Here is an 18,655-nt window from a genome sequence, read left to right as displayed (position 1 = left end):
TGCTGGCCCGCTACGAAAGGCATGATTCACTCATGGGTTATATCAAGTCTGCCGCTCTCGAAGAGACCGGCTTTGTAGTGCTCGATTCCTACAACCAGGAACTCGATCCGAAGGAATGGCTCGACGTCGAATACAACGACTGGAAATCGTCGGGCGACACGCGGTTCGCTCCACTTGCGAGCGCGTTCGGCGACATCGAGTGCAATGGTTTTTGGAACCACAAGCCGCCGCGTACCGACAAAGACGGTGTCTGGATCGATTCGCAGGTTGAAAAGGCCCCGAACCTGGCCCGCCGCGCACAGGAACCCGGAGCGAATGTGGGGCGTTGCCGCATCATCGAGCTGCAGCCGACTCCTTACGGCGAATGCCTCTACAACCTTCACCAAGACGACAACAATCGCCTGAACCCGGACGGCACCGGCTGGGTCGTGCGAGGTTTCTTCAATCTGACCGACGACAAGGACAGCTACTTCGTCCTTCGCGAGAACCGCACCGATCCCAGCCTGGAATACCGCATTGCGCTGCCCGCTGGTGCCCAGTTGATCGTCGATACCCAGCGTCTCTGGCACGCCGCGACTCACAACGGCGATGAGCCGCGTTACTGTCTGATCACCTCGTGGACCTCTGGCCCCGAACTTGACGCATACATCGCGAAGTACAACGGCAAGGCGCACACCGACCAGGTCGAGATCTCTCCCGAGGTCTTCGAGGCCGGCCAGGTTGAACAGGCCAGGCGGGATGCTGCTCGCGCCGCGTACTATGCGGCCAAAGGACAGGTGGAAGTGCAGGCGATGAGCGAAGCCTGATCGCCACTGCCAACAGAGTGCGGGGTCCCGATTCTCGGGGCCCCGCACTTTGTTTTGCCGCGTTTGCGGCGTTTCCGAATAACACTGTTGTTATTTGGCTGGTTACTGGGCGATAATGGCGGCAGAACTTAACAGCAGTCACCGCATCAATTCGGCAGGTCGTAGGGGAAGACGCACCTGATGAAACGGAGAGATGATGATGACGACACCACAGGCGCGTGGAGTGATCTTTGTTCACTCTGCGCCCAGAGCACTTTGCCCGCACCTTGAGTGGGCTGTTGGTCGCGCCCTCGGGCGCGCGGTCAATTTCGACTGGGCTGAACAGCCGGTCTTGGCGGGGAGTCGTCGTGCTGAGTTCTACTGGGAGGGCGTCGCTGGCACTGGTGCAGCTCTGGCCACCGCAATTCGTGGGTGGGAGCACCTGCGCTTCGAAGTCACCGAAGACCCCACACCACGCAGCGATGGCGGGCGATGGCTGCATACGCCCGGGCTCGGCATCCACTATTCCCAGACTGACTCCGCGGGCAACGTCGTGATCGGTGAGGACCGCATCCGCTACGCGATCGAACTTGCGGCAGGCGATGCTTTCGAACTGCAACGCGAACTTGACGTCGCCCTCGGAGCTGCGTGGGACGAAGAACTCGAACCTTTCCGTCACGCGAGTGACGAAGCATCCGTGGTCTGGCTTCACAAAGTGGGCTAGCCCTTCGTAGCCTCAGGCGACAAGGCGCTATTACCGACACTCGGAAGACTCAGGTCCTGGGGAACGGAAACACGAATCGTCGCCTGACACGACAAACGCCCTGTACTCCTCGCAAGGAGCGCAGGGCGTTCGTCCGTCAAAGACTGCTTCCTAGACGGAAGCGAAAGCGGCTACCGCGTTGTGGCCACCGAATCCAAAGGAGTTGCTGATCACGAGCTGGTCGCCCGACGGGAGCGGAGACACCGTGCCGGAAACCCTCAACGGAATCTCTGGGTCCTGAGTTGAGATATTGATCGTCGGGGGCGCGATCCCGTCTCGAATCGCAAGAATGGCGAACACCGCTTCCAACGCGCCTGTGCCGCCCAACAGGTGGCCCGTGGAGGCCTTGGTGGCAGACACCGGAATCTCGTGTACCCGGTCTCCGAAAACGCTGCGCAGCGCCCGATACTCGGCGATGTCGCCGGTTGGCGTTGATGTGGCGTGCGCATTGATGTGCGTCACATCATCGGGTGAAGCGTCAGCCTCTTCGAGCGCGAGCCGCACAGCGCGGGATGCGCCCAGCCCTTCAGGCTCGGGGGCCGTGATGTGGTATGAATCAGCGGTAATCCCGCCGCCGACGACGGCGGCGTAGATCTTGGCGCCGCGCGCGCGAGCGTCATCTTCACGTTCAAGCACGAGCGCGGCTGCACCTTCGCCCATGACAAAGCCATCGCGATCGATGCTGTACGGGCGCGAAGCGGTCGCCGGGTCGTCATTGCGCTTTGACAGCGCCTGCATCGACGAGAACGCGGCCATCGTCAACGGGTGAATGGCTGACTCCGCGCCACCCGCGATGACGACATCGGCAAGTCCGAGACGGAGATGCTCAACGGCGTTCACAATCGACTCCGTGCTGGAGGCGCATGCCGAAGCTACCGTGCGGGCATACGCCCGGGCGTTCAGATGCATCGATACAGCCGCAGCCGCAGCATTTGGCATCAGCATCGGCACCGTCATCGGCATGACGCGGCGCGGCCCCTTCTCTCGAAGCGTGTCCCATGCGTCGAGCAAAGTCCAGAGTCCACCAATACCGGTCGCGAAGTCGACGCCCAGTCGTTCGGGTTCCACTTCGGGGCTTCCGGCGTCGGCCCATGCTTCACGCGCGGCTACCAGGGCGAACTGTGCAGACGGATCGAGCCGTTTCGCCTCCGGACGTTCGAGAACGCTGTCGGGGCGAACCGCTGCCTGCGCGGCGAAGGTGACGGGAAGATCATTCTGGGCTACCCAGTCGAATTCGAGGCTGCTGACACCGGAAGCGCCGTCTAGCAGTGCGGCCCAACTGTCACTAGCTGTACCGCCGATCGGCGTTGAAGCTCCGATGCCGGTAACAACGATGCGAGACATGGTCATGAGATGCAGATTCTCCGTGATCGTTTGCCGGTGGGGGCATCCGCCCCCACCGGGATGGCGCTACGCCTGGTTCGACGTAATGAAGGTGACAGCGTCGCCCACGGTCTTGAGGTTCTTGACCTCGTCGTCCGGAATCGTGACGCCGAACTTCTCTTCTGCGTTGACGACGATTGTCATCATCGAGATCGAGTCGATGTCGAGGTCTTCGGTGAAGGACTTCTCGAGCGCAACCTCGTCGGCCGAGATTCCTGTCTCGTCCGTGACGAGCTCGGCGAGCCCTGCGAGAACTTCTTCTGTGCTGAATGCCATGATCTCTCCTGTTTTTCTTGGGTCGGTTGCCCTGACGGGCCGGGAATCAGTCTAGAGTCGTGCGCCTTCAACTCATGGCAGCACGACGACCTGTGCGCCGAAAACGAGTCCTGCACCAAAGCCGATCTGCAGGGCCAGTCCGCCGCTGAGCTCCGGGTGATCTTCAAGCAAGCGGTGGGTCGCCAGCGGAATGGATGCCGCAGAGGTGTTGCCCGTGGTTTCGATGTCTCGCCCGATGATCACACTTTCTGGCAGCTTCAGCTGCTTTGCGAACTCATCGATAATGCGCATATTGGCTTGATGCGGAACGAACGCTGCGAGGTCGCTCGCGTGCACTCCCGCCTGTTCGAGCGCCTGTCGCGCGACCTTCACCATCTCCCAAACCGCCCAACGAAAGACAGTGGGACCTTCCTGTCGGAGAGTAGGCCAGGGGGAAAGACCGTCGCGAAACTCAGTAAGTGTGTGATTCATGGCGACAGCGTCTGCCTTTGATCCATCTGAACCCCAGACCGTGGGGCCGATGCCTGCAAAGTCGCTTGGGCCGACGACGACTGCTCCTGCACCGTCTCCCAGGAGGAACGAGATGCTGCGATCGGTGGGGTCAACTACGTCGCTGAGCTTCTCAGTGCCGATGACAAGCGCGTAGTGACCGGCTCCCGCGCGAATAAGAGCGTCGGCCTGAGCCAGTCCGTACGCGAATCCAGCGCACGCAGCGTTCACGTCGTAGGCGGCCGCCGGGTTCGAGCCCACCCGATCGGCCACGATCGCAGAAACGGAGGGTGTCTGCTTTGGGTTGCTGATCGTCGCTACGATCACGACGTCAATCTTGTCAGGCGCGACACCTGATCGAGAGATCGCTTCGCGAGCAGCATCGGTGGCCAGATCGATCGCGTCGGTATCGGCGACGGCGCGCATGCGTGTGACGATGCCGGTGCGCTGACGGATCCACTCATCGCTTGAGTCGATGGGACCGACCAGTTCGTCGTTTGTCACTGCGATCTCGCCTCGAGCGGCACCGTATGAGTAGATGCGAGTGTGAGCAGGACCGGTGGGCTGGGTCAGGGTGGGGTTCATGGAACGGCTTCCTGTTATTCGCTGACGGCGCCGAGCAACGTTTCGGCTGCTTCAAGGTCATCGGGGGTTTTGACGGCCACTGTGGGAACGCCGCGAAGTGCACGCTTCGCCAAGCCTGTGAGAGCTCCTGCGGGCGACAGTTCCACAATGCCCGAAACCTCGGCCTGTGCAAACGCCGACATGCAGAGATCCCACCGAACCGGAGATGCAACTTGTGCCACCAGCAGATCGATGAACTCCTCTCCGCTGGTCACGACCGAACCGTCTTTGTTGGTATGGATCATGAGCGCGGGTGCTGACACCGCTGCTGTGGTCACCGCAGCGCGCAGCGCATCGACTGCGGGCAGCATGTAACGCGTGTGGAATGCTCCGGCGACCGGGAGAGAGATGACCCGCGTGCCGGCAACGGGGCTGGCGGCCAGGTTGGCGAGCGCTTCGACAGCGCCGGCAACGACGAGCTGTCCACCACCGTTGTAGTTGGCGGGCGTGAGATCGAGTTGTTCAAGACGTGTGAGTATTTCGGTTTCGTCTCCGCCAATCACGGCGCTCATGCCGGTCGCGGTCTGTGACGCGGCTTCGGCCATGGCTCGTCCACGGATTCCCACGAGACGAAGCGCGTCTTCGTCGGTGAGAATTTCGGCGGCGACCGCGGCTGCGAACTCGCCAACCGAGTGGCCAGCGACGGCTCCGATCGCAGAGTGATCAGTCAGCAGATTCCACGACAACAGGCTCGCGGCGACGATGAGTGGCTGCGCGACCTGTGTGTCGCGAATTCGATCAGCATCCCACTCGGTTCCGGCCGCGACGAGATCGATCTCGGCGAAGTCGGAGTAGCGAGATAGCTGCTCCCGAGCGGAGTCGATCTCAAGCCAAGGGGCGAGAAACCCGGGAGACTGCGAACCTTGTCCAGGGAATACGGCGATCTTCACCTATCCATACTGTCAGGCACAGTCGAGGCCGCTCTGGCGATGCTCTTACAAGAATCTCCAGAACCTTTGTACGAGATATACAGTCAGTGCGACTGACGGCGTGTCGGCATGCGGCGCCGGTGTGCTTCTGACCCTACCGAGCCCAGAATCAGGGCAGTCTGCAAGATCAGCGCCTCCCGCGGACCGGTCGCATCCCAGCCGATGACATCCGAAACCCGTTTGAGCCGGTAACGCACCGTGTTGGGGTGAACGAACAGCTCACGTGCCGTCGCTTCAAGCGAGCGGCCATTGTCGAGGTAGCTCCACAGCGTGGTGACCAGGTCTGCACTGTGCGATTGCAGGGGACGATAGATGCGCTCTACCAGAGTCTGCTTCGCAAGCGGATCGCCTGCGAGCGCGCGTTCAGGCAGCAGGTCGTCGGCTTCTACCGGCCGAGGTGCATGACGCCATGCGCGTGCGACCGCGAAACCCGCAAGCGCGCCTCGGGCACTCTGACCGGCGTCGACGAGTGCTGGAACCGTCGGGCCCAGCACCAGATGGCCAGCGCCGAAGCCGGGTTCGAGTCGTTTCGCGATTTCCACGAAGGCCAACTCGCCTTCGGGGTCCTCGGAGGAATTAGGCGCGTCGGAGCGCCCGACAACCAGCACGAGGCGTGACCCTTGCACACCGATCAGCACATCAACGCCCAGCTTGCGCGCGGTACGCCGCAACTGGTCGATGTCGAACTGCGAGGGGGTGGTGCCCACCAGCACCGCGACCTCACCATGCCCGTGCCAGCCAAGCGCCGCGATACGACTGGGTAGTTCTTCGTCAGATTCACCGGTAAGAATCGAATCGACAACGAGCGCCTCGAGCCGAGCATCCCAAAGTCCTCGTGCTTCGGCCGCACGCGCATACACATCGGCAGACGCGAAGGCTACCTCGCGCGAGTAGAGCAGAATCGCCTCGCGCAAATCGTCGCCGCGCCCGCGGACGCGCTCTTCGGTGACTTCGACTGTCACACGAATAAGCTGCAGCGTCTGCTGCAAGCTCACACTACGCAGCAGTTCGCGAGGTGCTGCCGCAAAGATATCGGCGGCAATCCACGGTGTGCCCCCGGGATCGTCGTACCACTGGATGAACGCGGCGATGCCCGCCTGTGCGACCAACCCCACAGACGATCGCCGTGCGGGCGGCATCTCGGCGTACCACGGAAGGGTATCGTCAAGTCGTTTGATCGTCGTGGTGGCAATCTCGCCCGAGATCCGCCTGAGCCAGGCGAGGGTCTCGGCCTTGGCCTTGGGGTCGGTCGAGGCGGGCATCTATGCGATCAGCTCTCGCCGCCCGCGTTGCCGCTCGTGCCAGCGGTCACATCGTGCAGCTTGTACTTCTCGATAGCTTGAGCCGATAGCGAGCGATCGACCTTGCCCTCGGCGGCGAGCGCCTGAAGCGTGCGAACAACCAGCGAAGGCCCATCGATCTTGAAGAATCGGCGAGCAGCCGCACGGGTGTCAGAGAAGCCGAAGCCGTCTGCGCCCAAGGTGGCGAACTGGTGCTGCACCCAGGGTCGGATCTGGTCTTGCACCGCGTGCATGAAGTCACTCACTGCGACGACGGGTCCTTCAGCGCCAGCGAGCTTCTTGGTGATGTACGCGGTCTGCGGCTCTTCCTCGGGGTGCAAGAAGTTGTGCTCATCGGCAGCGAGCCCATCACGACGCAACTCTGTCCAGGAGGTCACTGACCAGATGTCAGCAATCACACCCCAGTCATCGCGAAGCAGCTGCTGCGCTTCCTTTGCCCAAAGCACGCCCACTCCCGAAGCGAGTAGCTGCGCACGAGGACCTTCGCCTTCGCCCACCGAGATGCGGTGGATTCCACGCAGGATTCCGTCGACATCGACGTCTTCGGGCTCGGCTGGCTGCACCAGCGGCTCGTTGTACACGGTGATGTAGTACATGACGTTCGGATCGGAGTGCTCGCCGCCGTACATGCGCTCGATGCCGGCGCGCACGATGTGAGCGATTTCGTAGCCGTAGGCGGGGTCGTACGACACCGTTGCCGGGTTAGTCGATGCGAGCAGGTGCGAGTGACCGTCCGCGTGCTGAAGGCCTTCACCCGTGAGCGTGGTGCGTCCTGCGGTGGCGCCGATGATGAAGCCACGAGCCATCTGGTCGCCAGCGGCCCACTGAGCGTCGCCGGTGCGCTGGAATCCGAACATCGAGTAGAACACATAGACCGGGATCAAGGGCTCGCCGTGCGTTGAGTACGACGTTCCTGTGGCGGTGAACGCGGCCACAGCACCCGCCTCGTTGATGCCGACGTGAAGGATCTGGCCCTGCGGGCTCTCCTTGTAGGCAAGCAGCAATTCACGGTCGACCGACGTGTAGTTCTGGCCGTTCGGGTTGTAGATCTTCGCCGTGGGGAAGTATGCGTCGATGCCGAAAGTGCGTGCTTCGTCGGGAATGATCGGCACGATGCGGTGGCCGAAGTCCTTCGCTCGCAACAGGTCTTTCAACAGTCGAACGAACGCCATCGTCGTGGCGATCTCTTGCGTGCCGGAGCCCTTCTTCGGAAGCGCGTAGGTCGCATCGCCGGGCAACTGCAGACCGACGTGATGTGTGCGGCGCTCGGGCAGGAACCCGCCCAAGGCACGACGTCGCTCCTGCATGTACTGGATCGTCTCGTCCTGGGGTCCGGGGTTGTAGTACGGAGGCTCGTATGGGTTTTCTTCGAGCTGTGCGTCTGAGACCGGAATCCGCATCGAATCGCGGAAGTGCTTGAGATCCTGCAGACTCATCTTCTTCATCTGGTGCGTCGCATTGCGCCCCTCGAAGTGGTGACCGAGTCCATAGCCCTTGATTGTCTTGGCCAGAATGACCGTCGGCTGTCCCTTGTGCTCGCGGGCGTTCTTGTAGGCCGCGTAGACCTTCTGGTAGTCCAGCCCACCACGACGAAGGTCGCCCCAGATCTGGTCATCGCTCCAATCCTTGACCAGGGCGGCGGTACGTTCGTCGCGACCAAAGAAGTTCTCTCGAATGTACGCGCCGTCTTCAGCACGGAAGGTCTGGAAGTCTCCGTCGGGGGTGCTGTTCATCAGACGCACGAGTGCGCCATCGTCATCCTTCGCGAGCAGCTGATCCCAACCGCGGCCCCAGACGACCTTGATGACATTCCAGCCCGCGCCCCGGAAGAAGCTCTCAAGCTCCTGGATGATCTTGCCGTTTCCACGAACGGGTCCGTCAAGGCGCTGCAGGTTGCAGTTGACGATGAAGGTCAGGTTGTCAAGGCCCTCGTTGGCGGCTACCTGAAGCTGCCCGCGGCTTTCGACCTCATCCATCTCGCCATCGCCGAGGAATGCCCAAACGTGCGAATCGGAGACATCCTTGATGCCTCGGTTGGTGAGGTATTTGTTCGTCATCGCCTGATAGATGGCGTTGATGGGGCCAAGTCCCATCGAAACGGTGGGGAACTGCCAGTACTCGGGCATGAGCCTCGGGTGCGGGTACGACGGCAGTCCATCAGGAGCCTTCGACTTTTCCTGGCGGAACCCATCAAGCTGGTTCTCGGTAAGTCTTCCCTCAAGGAACGATCGCGCGTACGTGCCGGGGGATGCGTGACCCTGGATGAAGACCTGGTCTCCGCCGTCCGGATCGTCGAGGCCGCGGAAGAAGTGGTTGTAGCCAACCTCGTAGAGCGACGCCGAAGACGCATACGTCGAGATGTGTCCGCCAACGCCGATGCCGGGGCGCTGAGCGCGGTGCACGGTGAGTGCCGCGTTCCAACGAACCCAACGGCGATAGCGGCGCTCGATCTCTTCGTCACCCGGGAAATCAGGCTCGTTGTCAGGCGCAATCGTGTTGATGTAGTCGGTGGTTGGCACCTGGGGCACGTTGAGCTGAAGCTCATGCGACGTGTGGAGCAGGCTCAGCATGATCTCGCGCCCACGGCCGTGGCCACGAGCTTGCACGAGTTGCTGAAGGGATTCCTGCCACTCGGCAGTTTCATCGGGATCGCTATCGAGGGGAGCCTGCGAGTATGGATCCTGATCGTTGACAGTCACAGAAGACCTTTCGTCGTCTGGCAGATCGTGCCAGGGAATCACTATCGAAGCGGTGTGGACATTGTTCGACTCACACAAAGCGCCAACCATAAGCCTAGCGAGTTTGAGTGTCGGGAGCCGATTCCGAAGTGCCCAGATGTCTGCGTTTCGCGGCCAGATGTGCTCGTTTCGCTGATTTGGGGCTGAGTCTCGTAGACTGATGGGGAAGGGCCTTTAGCTCAGCTGGTAGAGCGCCACGTTTACACCGTGGATGTCGTCGGTTCGATCCCGGCAGGGCCCACTGCAGGCGTGATTCGGTATCTCACGCACCTTGGTGTGTGACGGTGCAAGTCGCCGCGCCCAGCCAACATTAGAGCCGGCTTTCACGCGGAAGCCCTCGTGTCGGTTAGGTTTGATCCGTGAATGCCAGCCCCGCAAACCAGCGCCTCCTTCTTGAGGTTTCCGACCTCGACGCTCGAATTCGTCGCGCCGAGCATGCCCGCGCGAATGCCCCTCAGGCCGCGCGCATCAAAGAGCTGCTGGCGCAGCGCCAGGTGCTTTCGCAAGAGTTGGCGCTTCGGCTCGGAGTTCGCGATGATCTGCGCACCGAGCTGTCTCGAATCGAATCCGACGTCGAAGTAGTCGACGCTCGTCGAGAACGCGACACCGGGCGTCTCGCGGTGTCGAGCAATACGAAGGAGATTGCCGGGCTAGAGCACGAGCTTGAATCTCTCGCACGCCGCAAGAGCGAACTCGAAGACGGCGAAATTCTGGTGATGGAGCGACTCGAGGCCGCAGAGGCCGCCGTCGCCGAGCAGGAGTCGCTCATCGCAACCACCAACGCTGAAGGCGCCGAATTGAGTGCGGGGGCAAAGCGGCACGTTGCAGAGGCAACCGCCGAGCTCGAGGCTGCTACGAGAGACCGCACGGCTGTCGCGCAAAACGTAGCCGACGACTTGCTGGCGCTGTATGACCGTATCTCGCAGCGTGACAACGGCGCGGGCGAACTCGTTCGACGCACCTGTAGCGCGTGCAACATGGTGCTGTCTGGCACCGACCTGCAGAAAGTGCGCGCGGCTGCGCCTGACGCCGTCGTGCATTGTCCTGAGTGCGGGTGCATTCTGGTGCGCGGTGAGGACTCCGGTCTCTGACTCCGCCCGCCACGGCTGGGTAGCGCTGGGCACATCTGGCGAGCGCGTACTCGCGGTTGTGCTCGATGCCACCGGCGCCGCCCTGCAACGCGTCGATTTGAGCGCAGCGGAGTTTCCGGGCTGGGTGATCGACCGAGAGTCAGCCTTCTCACCACGTTGGGTATGGAACGACACGCCGCGGTGGTATCCGCGACTGCTCCAAGCCGGCATTCGAGTTTCGCGGTGTCACGATCTTCGGCTCTCACACCTCGTTCTAGAAGCTTCGAACCTGGTAGTGGATGCTGCACCGCTGCGGGCCGCATCTCGCTGGCATGCGCTGCCGTATGAGGCGGGTGCACTCCGTGCACCTGTGCTCTTTGACTGGGATTCCGACACCTCACGAAGTGCACTGCCCACCGATGCCGATGAGACTGTCGCGGAATTCGCGCGCCAACAAGCCGCGATTACACAGAGCACAGATCCCAACAGATTGCGGCTACTCACGGCGGCCGAGTCGGCGGGCGCGCTCGTCGCGGCTGAGCTTCAAGTGGCTGGCCTGCCATGGAGTCGCGCAGCTCATGAGCAGATCTTGCACGAGAGTCTTGGCACCCCTGACACGACCACTGGCATTCCCACGCAGATCCTTCAGCTCAGAAATCAGATCCACGAGCTTCTCGGCGACAACACCGTCAGCCTAGATTCGCAGCCTAAGCTGCTGCGCGCGTTGCATCGCGCGGGTGTCTTGGTGGAATCGACAAGCCGGTGGGAGCTTGCCGAGCAGCAGCATCCGGTCATTGCGCCCCTGCTCGAGTACAAGAAGCTGACTCGTCTGCTATCAGCCAACGGGTGGGCTTGGCTCGATGAGTGGGTGCACGACGACCGCTTCCGGCCCGTTTACGTGCCGAGTGGAGTTGTCACCGGGCGCTGGGCGTCTTCTGGTGGGGGAGCCCTGCAGATTCCACGTCAGCTGCGCAGTGCAGTGCGTGCCGATCCAGGGTGGAAGCTCGTCGTCGCCGATGTAGCGCAACTCGAACCGCGCGTGCTCGCGGCAATGGCGGCGGACAACTACCTAGCCGACGCGGCATTCGGCCGTGACCTCTACGCCGGAATCGTCGATTCGGGAACGATCGCAAGCCGCCCAGAAGCCAAGATCGCCATGCTCGGCGCGATGTACGGCGCGACGTCGGGGGAGTCTGGCCGGCTGGTGCCGCGTCTGCGGCGAAGCTATCCCCGGGCAATGGCTCTCGTTGACGGCGCGGCGAGAACCGGCGAAGACGGCGGTACAGTCGCGACCTGGCTGGGTCGCACCTGTGCACCGCCGTCATCGCAGTGGCAGGTTGCCCAAGCACAGGCAAGCGACTCAGGCGCGTCTGAGGCCGACGTTGCCCGTGCACGAGGTTGGGCACGAGACCGCGGTCGATTCACGCGGAACTTCATTGTGCAGGGCACGGCCGCCGAGTGGGCGCTGGCGTGGCTAGGAGATCTGCGCTCGAGACTTGCTCGCTTGCCGCCAGCGCCGCCCGAGGAACGAGCCAGTGCATCTGGTTCGGTGTTTGATAGACGAGCGCACCTGGCATTCTTCTTGCACGATGAGGTGATTGTGCATGTGCACGAGTCGCAGGCGACCGCGGCCGCCGAGGCAGCACGTGCCGCCGCCGACGCGGCCGGACGGCTGTTGTTCGGTGAGTTCCGCCTCGACTTCCCGCTCGATGTGAGCATCGCAGACACCGCGGCGAAAGACTGAGAGTCTCACATTGTGTGCGACCCAGATAGGATCGCTGTTGCGAATGGGTCGGCTGGATGATCACGTCGTGAGCGGTTCACCGCTTCGCGCCGAGGAACGTCCGGGCTCCACAGGGCAGGGCGGTGGATAACACCCACCCGGAGCAATCCGCGAGACAGTGCCACAGAAAATAGACCGCCGGGCGCGCCCGGTAAGGGTGAAACGGTGGTGTAAGAGACCACCGAGATCGTGGTGACACGGTCTGCAAGGTAAACCTCGCCCGGAGCAAGGCCAGACAGGGGATGTTGACGCGGCTCGCCGAGTCCCCGGGTAGGCCGCTAGAGCGGCACGGCAACGTGTCGCCGAGATAGATGGTCATCAGAGGGGCTTTCAGCCCCCGAACAGAACCCGGCGTACAGGCCGGCCCATTCGCCTCATAGCTGTCGTACCACTCCAGTAGTTTGTTCACCATGCAAGATTCAGACCCCGAGAGCGTCAAGTCCGCGCGCAGACCGCAGGGCGGGATCGCTGCTAGGGCCAGCGTGGTTGCCATCGCGATTGCGGTGGTGTTCGGTTTGCTCGTGCTGGCCGCACCGGCCTTCATGCATCTGCTTCCACAACGTGTGCAAATTGCGTTGGGCGGAACAATCGATACCAACCCGGGCACTCCCGCGGAGTTGCTCGCTCAGACAGGTCTCAACAACACCGGGTCAGTCAAAGTGACACACGAAGACGTCGACGCAGAGTATGTCACCGCCGCGACCATCTGGCCCTGGGCGTTGCCGCCCGAGTGGGGTTTTCCTGAGAGTCGCGGCGTGGCCGACACACCTGGACAGCATTATCTGGGCATGGGGGTAAGAGCAGCGTTCTCACTGTGGGCAGTTGCGTCGCTGGAGGCTGTGGAGACAGGCAATCTCAGCGACGAAGAGGTCAACACCCTCCTCGACGAAGTTCAAGACGCCGCGCAGACGCTCCTCGACGCCGAGGTGCTCTCGGACGGCAGCTTCATCGCGGAATCGATAACGCCGTTGCGCCCCTGATGTCAGCCCAGCGAGAGCGCTGCCGCGCCGATGATGCCGGCGTTGTTGCGGTGCACCGCGGGAACGATCGGCGTCTTGAGGTCGAGTAACGGCAAGAACTGCTTCGAGTGTTTGGACACTCCACCGCCGACGACCAGCAGATCTGGGCTGAACAGAAACTCGATGTGCCCGTAGTACCACTGCAGACGCTTCGCCCACTGCTTCCACGAGAGTTCTTCACGCTCCATCGCCGAGTAGGCGGCGTACGCTTCGGCGTCGCTCTTGTGGCCTGGGCGGTGCACATGGCCCAACTCTGAGTTAGGGACCAAAACGCCGTCGTACAGGAGGGCTGAGCCAATGCCGGTGCCAAGCGTGGTCAGGATCGTCAATCCTTGCTGCCCTTTGGCTGCGCCGTATCGCAGCTCAGCGACGCCCGCGACGTCGGCGTCATTGGCGAAGTGGATGTCTCTGCCTAGCCCTTTTTCAAAGAACTTTTCTGCCTCGAACCCGATCCACTTGTCAGAGACGTTCGCAGCAGACAAAGTGCGGCCGTTCTTCACAATTGCGGGAAAAGCCACCCCCAGCGGAATCGACGCATCTTCAACCTCAAGAATGCCGAGCACTGTCGTAACGGCTGCGAGAACATCTTTGGGCTCCGCCCCGGCAGGCGTCGCAACTTTGACCCGGTCGCTGATCAGCTCGCCACGGTCGAGGTCGACGATTCCTGCTTTGATCCCCGTGCCGCCAATATCTACGCCGACCGCACGGGTCCCTTGAGATGCCATGGAGCAAGCCTATCGATCGAGCGCCCCATCGGCTGAACGCGGGTCGTTAGGATGACGGTAGCTGCGGAAACCCGCTTCATTGAGGAGATCCACGATGACCGGTGACAACGAGAAGTATTGGTACAACCTGAAAACGGGCGAGGTGGAGAAGGGCTTCGAGTCGCCCGCCATTGACCGCGCGGGGCCGTTCGATACACCCGACGAGGCAGCGGCCGCTCCTGAGGTTCTCAAGGCGCGCTCACGCGCGTGGGCTGACGAAGAGTCCAAGGAAGACAACTGGGGTTCTGCCTGAGTGTCAGGTTTCGCCGCGTGCGACCAGTAGTCTGGCTATGGCCGCGCCCGGCACTGGAGAGGATGCGATGGACAAGCAGCGTGACTTCGTTCTGAGGACAATCGAAGAGCGAGGAGTCAAGTTCGTTCGTCTGTGGTTCACAGACGTGATCGGCACCTTGAAATCGGTGGCGATCGCCCCGGCGGAAGTTGAAGGTGCCTTCACTGAGGGCCTTGGATTCGATGGCTCTGCCATCGAGGGACTCACGCGGTCGTACGAATCCGATCTGCTGGCCCACCCAGACCCGACGACGTTCCAGACGCTTCCGTGGCGCGGTGAGATCGACCCCACCGCACGCATGTTCTGCGATATCACGACTCCCGACGGTCAACCCGCGGTTGCTGACCCTCGTCACGTGCTGAAGCGTACATTGGCGAAAGCGGCTGACGCCGGCTTCACTTTCTACACGCACCCTGAGATCGAGTTCTACCTTCTGAAGTCGTCGTCGTACGGGCCGGAAGGTCCGCAGCCGGTCGACTCAGCTGGGTACTTCGACAACGTGCCAGGCGGAACGGCGCACGACTTCCGGCGGCGCTCTGTGCGCATGCTCGAGGATCTGGGTATCTCAGTCGAGTTCAGCCACCATGAAGGTGGACCGGGCCAGAACGAGATCGACCTTCGCTACGCAGACGCGCTCGCTACTGCCGACAACATCATGACCTTCCGCACGGTCATCAAAGAGGTCGCGATCGAACAGGGCGTGTATGCGACGTTTATGCCGAAGCCCCTGGGTGGCAAGCCCGGCAGCGGTATGCACACCCACATGTCGCTCTTCGAGGGCGATGTCAACGCGTTCTACGACGAGAGTGGCGAATACCAGCTTTCGAAGGTTGGTCGCCAGTTCATCGCGGGACTGTTGAAGCACGCTGGCGAGATCGCAGCGGTGACCAACCAGTTCGTGAACTCGTACAAGCGACTTTGGGGCGGCGACGAGGCTCCGAGTTTCATCTGCTGGGGTCACAACAACCGCTCCGCGCTCGTGCGCGTGCCGATGTACAAGCCCAACAAGGGCGGATCGTCGCGTGTTGAGTACCGCGGACTCGACTCGGCGGCAAACCCTTACCTGGCCTACGCACTCCTCTTGGCAGCGGGCCTCAAGGGAATCGAAGAAGAATACGAGCTCCCACCCGAGGCAGAAGACAACGTGTGGTCACTCACCGACTCGGAGCGGCGCGCGCTTGGCTACGATCCACTGCCCGCGAGTCTCGATCATGCCCTCGAGCTCATGCAGGAGTCAGAACTGGTCGCCGAGACGCTCGGTGAGCAGGTATTCAACTACGTGCTGCTGAACAAGCGCCAGGAGTGGCAGGAGTATCGTTCGCAGGTGACTCCGTACGAGCTCAAGAGCAACCTCGAGATGCTCTGACGCCACACGGCTGACGTATGGCTCCCAGCGAACGCCCCGGCTCTTCACTCACGCCACTTGCACGGCTCGGCTTTGGCGATCTTCAAGACGCCGAAAAGTACCTGGAAGAGCTCAGTGTAGAAACCGGACTCACACGCGACGAGTTGCTCAGCGACGTCGCTGTTGCGGCAGATCCAGACGGTGCTATCAGCGCGCTCGTCTCGATCGTCCGACGGGATGCTGCTCCGGTGCGGGCACTGCGGCAGAGCGCCCATGGCTGGCGAACGCTCTGGGCATTGTTGGGGGCGTCTACCGGGTTCGGCGAGTTCTATCTGCGGCATCCCGAAGAGATCGGTCAGATCCACACGTTCGGCGCCCTTCCGAGTAGCGAAGGAGTGCTCGCCTCGATGCTGGAGTCCGTCGCGGCGAAAGACGGCTTCGCCCCCGACGGCTCTGAAACTTCATGGGTTGCGTTGCGTGTGCGCTATCGCCGCATCCTCGCGCAGATCGCGGCGTACGACCTCTTGAGCGATTCACCTATCAATGAGGTCGCTGCGGTGTCCTCACGACTTGCAGACGCCGCGGGGGCCGCTCTAGAGGCTTCGCTGTGTGTGGCTCGCACGCGGATTTCTGGGGGAGCGGCGGGCGCTGGTCTATTCCCGCGCGCCGATGTCGCCGCGACGCAGCTATCGATCATCGGCATGGGCAAGACCGGGGCACGCGAGCTCAACTACATCAGCGACGTAGACGTTATTTTCGTCGCGGGCGCAGATGCTGAGGCTGAAGAGTCGCTCGGCCAAAGCAAGATCGTCGATATCGCCACACGCCTGGCCTTGCAGACGATGCGCGGTGTGTCGAGTATCGAGATCGAACCGCCATTGTGGGAGGTGGATGCGAATCTGCGACCAGAGGGAAAGCAGGGCGCCCTTGTGCGCACTCTTGACTCTCATCTGGCCTACTACGACCGGTGGGCGAAGGGTTGGGAGTTTCAAGCGCTGCTCAAAGCCCGTCCGATAGCGGGGGATGCTGAGCTGGGGGCCGCGTACGTCGATGCCGTTCAGCCTAAGATCTGGACCAGCGCTGCGCGCGAGAACTTCGTTGACAATGTACAGCGAATGCGAGAGCGGGTGACGGAACACATCCCACCCGAAGAGGTGCCGCTGCAGATCAAGCTCGGCCCCGGTGGCATCCGAGACATCGAGTTCACGGTGCAGCTTCTGCAGCTCGTGCATGGTCTGTCAGATGAGCGCATTCGCCAACGCAGTACATTAGACGCACTCGACTCATTGGTCGCACAGGGCTATATCGGGCGCGCCGAGGCATCCACATTCTCTGATCACTACCGGTTTCTTCGCCTACTTGAACACCGCGTGCAGTTGCGTCACCTTCGCCGCACGCATCTGATGCCGGAGGATCGCAGTGACCTGCGAATACTCGCGCGCGCGACCAAACTTGCCGAGACTGGCCCCAAGATCTGGGATCAATGGGAGCGAGTCAAGCGCGAGGTTCGTGAAATCCACGTGCGGCTGTTCTACCGGCCGCTGCTGTCTGCCGTTGCCTCCTTGCCAGCCGAAGAACGGGTTCTGTCCACCGACCAGGCTCGCGATCGACTGGCGGCAATCGGGTTCGTGGATCCCGCGGGTGCACTGCGGCATATCGCCGCGCTCACCACGGGCCTCAGCCGCAAGGCGACAATCCAGCGCCATCTCATGCCCGTGATGATCCGTTGGTTCGCGCATGGCGTCGATCCCGACTACGGTCTCATCGCGTTCCGACGCTTGAGCGAACGACTTGGTGACACCCATTGGTTCCTGCGGATGCTGCGAGATTCCTCAGGCGCAGCGGAGTCGCTGTCGTACGCCTTGTCGGGATCGCACTACGTCGGCGAGCTCATGGAGTGGATACCGGAATCGGCCGCGTGGCTAGACGATCCGGCAGCGCTTCGCCCTCGCACTGGGACGGCACTACAGCAAGAGGCGCGTGCTATTCAGACGCGTCACACACGCATCGATGACGCCATGCGCGCCGTGAGAGCGCTGCGCAGGCGTGAGCTGCTGCGCACAGCCATGGCTGGCATCGGTGGCGACATCACGATCGAAGAAGTCGCTGCCGCGCTCACGACCATCACGGACGTGACCATTCAAGCGACACTGCGCGCGGTGCGACGCGAGGTGGTTCCGCCCGAAGATGACTCGTTGGATTTCTCGATCATCGCGATGGGCCGATTCGGGGGTGCAGAACTCGGCTTCGGGTCAGATGCCGATGTGATGTACGTGTATCGCGCGAACGATGTCTCCGCAGAGCGTGCGCACGCGCTTTCAACGAAGATCGTCTCTGAACTTCGCAAGCACTCGGAAGATCACCGACTGCCATTGGATCTTGACGCCGACCTTCGGCCCGAGGGCCGCAACGGCCCGCTCGTGCGGTCACTGGACTCGTACGCCGAGTACTACCGCCGCTGGTCGCTCTCGTGGGAGGCGCAGGCACTGTTGCGTGCTCGCGGCGTAGCCGGGAGCGTCAAGCTGATCACCGCGTTCATGGAGCTGGCCGACCAGGTGCGCTATCCTGCCGCGGTCGATCCACAGAGTTTGCGTGAGATCAAGCGCATCAAGGCACGAGTAGAAAATGAACGGCTGCCGCAAGGCGTGGATCCGTCGCGTCATCTGAAGCTCGGCCCGGGCACACTGAGTGATGTCGAATGGCTGTGTCAGATCATTCAGCTCGAGCACGGTCACGACCACCCCGAACTGCGCACCACCTCGACGCAGGCAACGTTAGAGGCAGCGAGTGCCGCCGGGCTCATTCCCGAGATTGCTGCACAGCGACTCGGAGAAGCATGGCGGCTTTCGAGCCGACTGCGTTCTGCGAACACGTTGCTCTCTGGTCAGACCAGCGATGTGCTGCCAGCCGATCGCAAGCGGCTCGATGGCATCGGGCGACTGTTGGGCTATCCGCCGCGCTCTGCCACGAGCGTCGAAGAAGACTACCTCGCAACCGCGCGCCGCTCGCGCCGCGTCTTCGAGAAGCTTTTCTACGGGTAGCGAACACGAAGATGGGCCCCGGTTTCCCGGGGCCCATCGTTCAGCGCTCTAGA

Annotated in this window: 15 protein-coding genes, 1 tRNA gene and 1 other RNA gene; 10 read left to right on the top strand and 7 right to left on the bottom strand. The window is 62.2% G+C overall.

What is annotated here, in order from left to right; all coding sequences use genetic code 11:
- Window positions 1-32: 32 nt before the first annotated feature.
- Together WDU96_RS08065 and WDU96_RS08060 are read left to right on the top strand one after the other, a co-directional pair.
- On the top strand, window positions 33-806 hold the full coding sequence (locus tag WDU96_RS08065; RefSeq protein ID WP_337338413.1) for a hypothetical protein: 774 nt from the start codon (window positions 33-35) through the stop codon (window positions 804-806).
- Between the two features lie 199 nt (window positions 807-1,005).
- Window positions 1,006-1,509, top strand: a complete 504-nt coding sequence (locus tag WDU96_RS08060) for a DUF3145 domain-containing protein (protein ID WP_337337983.1) — start codon at window positions 1,006-1,008, stop codon at window positions 1,507-1,509.
- A gap of 150 nt (window positions 1,510-1,659) precedes the next feature.
- Here WDU96_RS08060 and WDU96_RS08055 read toward each other — a convergent pair whose 3' ends face one another.
- The 6 genes from WDU96_RS08055 to aceE all read right to left on the bottom strand — a co-directional run bounded on the left by WDU96_RS08055 (window position 1,660) and on the right by aceE (window position 9,249).
- Window positions 1,660-2,898, bottom strand: a complete 1,239-nt coding sequence (locus tag WDU96_RS08055) for a beta-ketoacyl-[acyl-carrier-protein] synthase family protein (protein ID WP_337337982.1) — start codon at window positions 2,896-2,898, stop codon at window positions 1,660-1,662.
- Between the two features lie 60 nt (window positions 2,899-2,958).
- The gene (locus tag WDU96_RS08050; RefSeq protein WP_337337981.1) at window positions 2,959-3,207 is read right to left on the bottom strand and encodes an acyl carrier protein; all 249 of its coding nucleotides are present in this window, start codon (window positions 3,205-3,207) and stop codon (window positions 2,959-2,961) included.
- A gap of 72 nt (window positions 3,208-3,279) precedes the next feature.
- On the bottom strand, window positions 3,280-4,281 hold the full coding sequence (locus WDU96_RS08045) for a beta-ketoacyl-ACP synthase III (protein WP_337337980.1): 1,002 nt from the start codon (window positions 4,279-4,281) through the stop codon (window positions 3,280-3,282).
- 14 nt (window positions 4,282-4,295) lie between these two features.
- Window positions 4,296-5,210, bottom strand: a complete 915-nt coding sequence (locus WDU96_RS08040; RefSeq protein ID WP_337337979.1) for an ACP S-malonyltransferase — start codon at window positions 5,208-5,210, stop codon at window positions 4,296-4,298.
- 83 nt (window positions 5,211-5,293) lie between these two features.
- Window positions 5,294-6,511 (bottom strand): PucR family transcriptional regulator, encoded by a 1,218-nt coding sequence (locus WDU96_RS08035; RefSeq protein ID WP_337337978.1) that lies wholly within the window; start codon window positions 6,509-6,511, stop codon window positions 5,294-5,296.
- A gap of 8 nt (window positions 6,512-6,519) precedes the next feature.
- A complete protein-coding gene (gene aceE, locus WDU96_RS08030) occupies window positions 6,520-9,249 on the bottom strand; it encodes a pyruvate dehydrogenase (acetyl-transferring), homodimeric type (protein WP_337337977.1) in 2,730 nt (909 codons plus the stop codon).
- Window positions 9,250-9,456: 207 nt separating this feature from the next.
- Here aceE and WDU96_RS08025 point away from each other — a divergent pair.
- The 5 genes from WDU96_RS08025 to WDU96_RS08005 all read left to right on the top strand — a co-directional run bounded on the left by WDU96_RS08025 (window position 9,457) and on the right by WDU96_RS08005 (window position 13,121).
- A tRNA-Val gene (locus tag WDU96_RS08025) sits at window positions 9,457-9,529 on the top strand.
- Window positions 9,530-9,647: 118 nt separating this feature from the next.
- Complete coding sequence (locus WDU96_RS08020) at window positions 9,648-10,379, top strand: zinc ribbon domain-containing protein (RefSeq protein ID WP_337337976.1); 732 nt, start codon at window positions 9,648-9,650, stop codon at window positions 10,377-10,379.
- Complete coding sequence (locus WDU96_RS08015; protein ID WP_337337975.1) at window positions 10,360-12,102, top strand: bifunctional 3'-5' exonuclease/DNA polymerase; 1,743 nt, start codon at window positions 10,360-10,362, stop codon at window positions 12,100-12,102. Before WDU96_RS08020 ends, WDU96_RS08015 begins: the two co-directional genes overlap by 20 nt.
- A 44-nt stretch (window positions 12,103-12,146) precedes the next feature.
- Window positions 12,147-12,513, top strand: an RNA gene (gene rnpB / locus WDU96_RS08010) — RNase P RNA component class A.
- 38 nt (window positions 12,514-12,551) lie between these two features.
- A complete protein-coding gene (locus WDU96_RS08005) occupies window positions 12,552-13,121 on the top strand; it encodes a hypothetical protein (RefSeq protein ID WP_337337974.1) in 570 nt (189 codons plus the stop codon).
- Between the two features lie 2 nt (window positions 13,122-13,123).
- On the opposite strand, the gene ppgK is transcribed toward WDU96_RS08005, so the two are convergent.
- Window positions 13,124-13,885, bottom strand: coding sequence for a polyphosphate--glucose phosphotransferase (gene ppgK / locus WDU96_RS08000; protein WP_337337973.1), 762 nt, complete (start codon window positions 13,883-13,885; stop codon window positions 13,124-13,126).
- Window positions 13,886-13,979: 94 nt separating this feature from the next.
- Here ppgK and WDU96_RS07995 point away from each other — a divergent pair, with 94 nt between their 5' ends.
- The 3 genes from WDU96_RS07995 (at window position 13,980) to WDU96_RS07985 (ending at window position 18,602) form a co-directional block, all read left to right on the top strand.
- Window positions 13,980-14,177 carry an SPOR domain-containing protein gene (locus WDU96_RS07995; RefSeq protein ID WP_337337972.1) on the top strand — a complete coding sequence of 66 codons (198 nt, stop codon included), beginning with the start codon at window positions 13,980-13,982 and terminating at the stop codon, window positions 14,175-14,177.
- Between the two features lie 67 nt (window positions 14,178-14,244).
- Entirely contained in the window at window positions 14,245-15,582 is a 1,338-nt protein-coding gene (glnA, locus tag WDU96_RS07990) for a type I glutamate--ammonia ligase (RefSeq protein WP_337337971.1), read from the top strand.
- Between the two features lie 17 nt (window positions 15,583-15,599).
- A complete protein-coding gene (locus tag WDU96_RS07985) occupies window positions 15,600-18,602 on the top strand; it encodes a bifunctional [glutamine synthetase] adenylyltransferase/[glutamine synthetase]-adenylyl-L-tyrosine phosphorylase (RefSeq protein WP_337337970.1) in 3,003 nt (1,000 codons plus the stop codon).
- Window positions 18,603-18,655 lie beyond the last annotated feature (53 nt).

It is taken from the genome of Microbacterium marmarense, assembly GCF_037204165.1.
Lineage (GTDB): Bacteria > Actinomycetota > Actinomycetes > Actinomycetales > Microbacteriaceae > Microbacterium > Microbacterium marmarense.
Note: the sequence above shows the minus strand (reverse complement) of the source record. Positions and strands in the feature narration are given on the sequence as shown.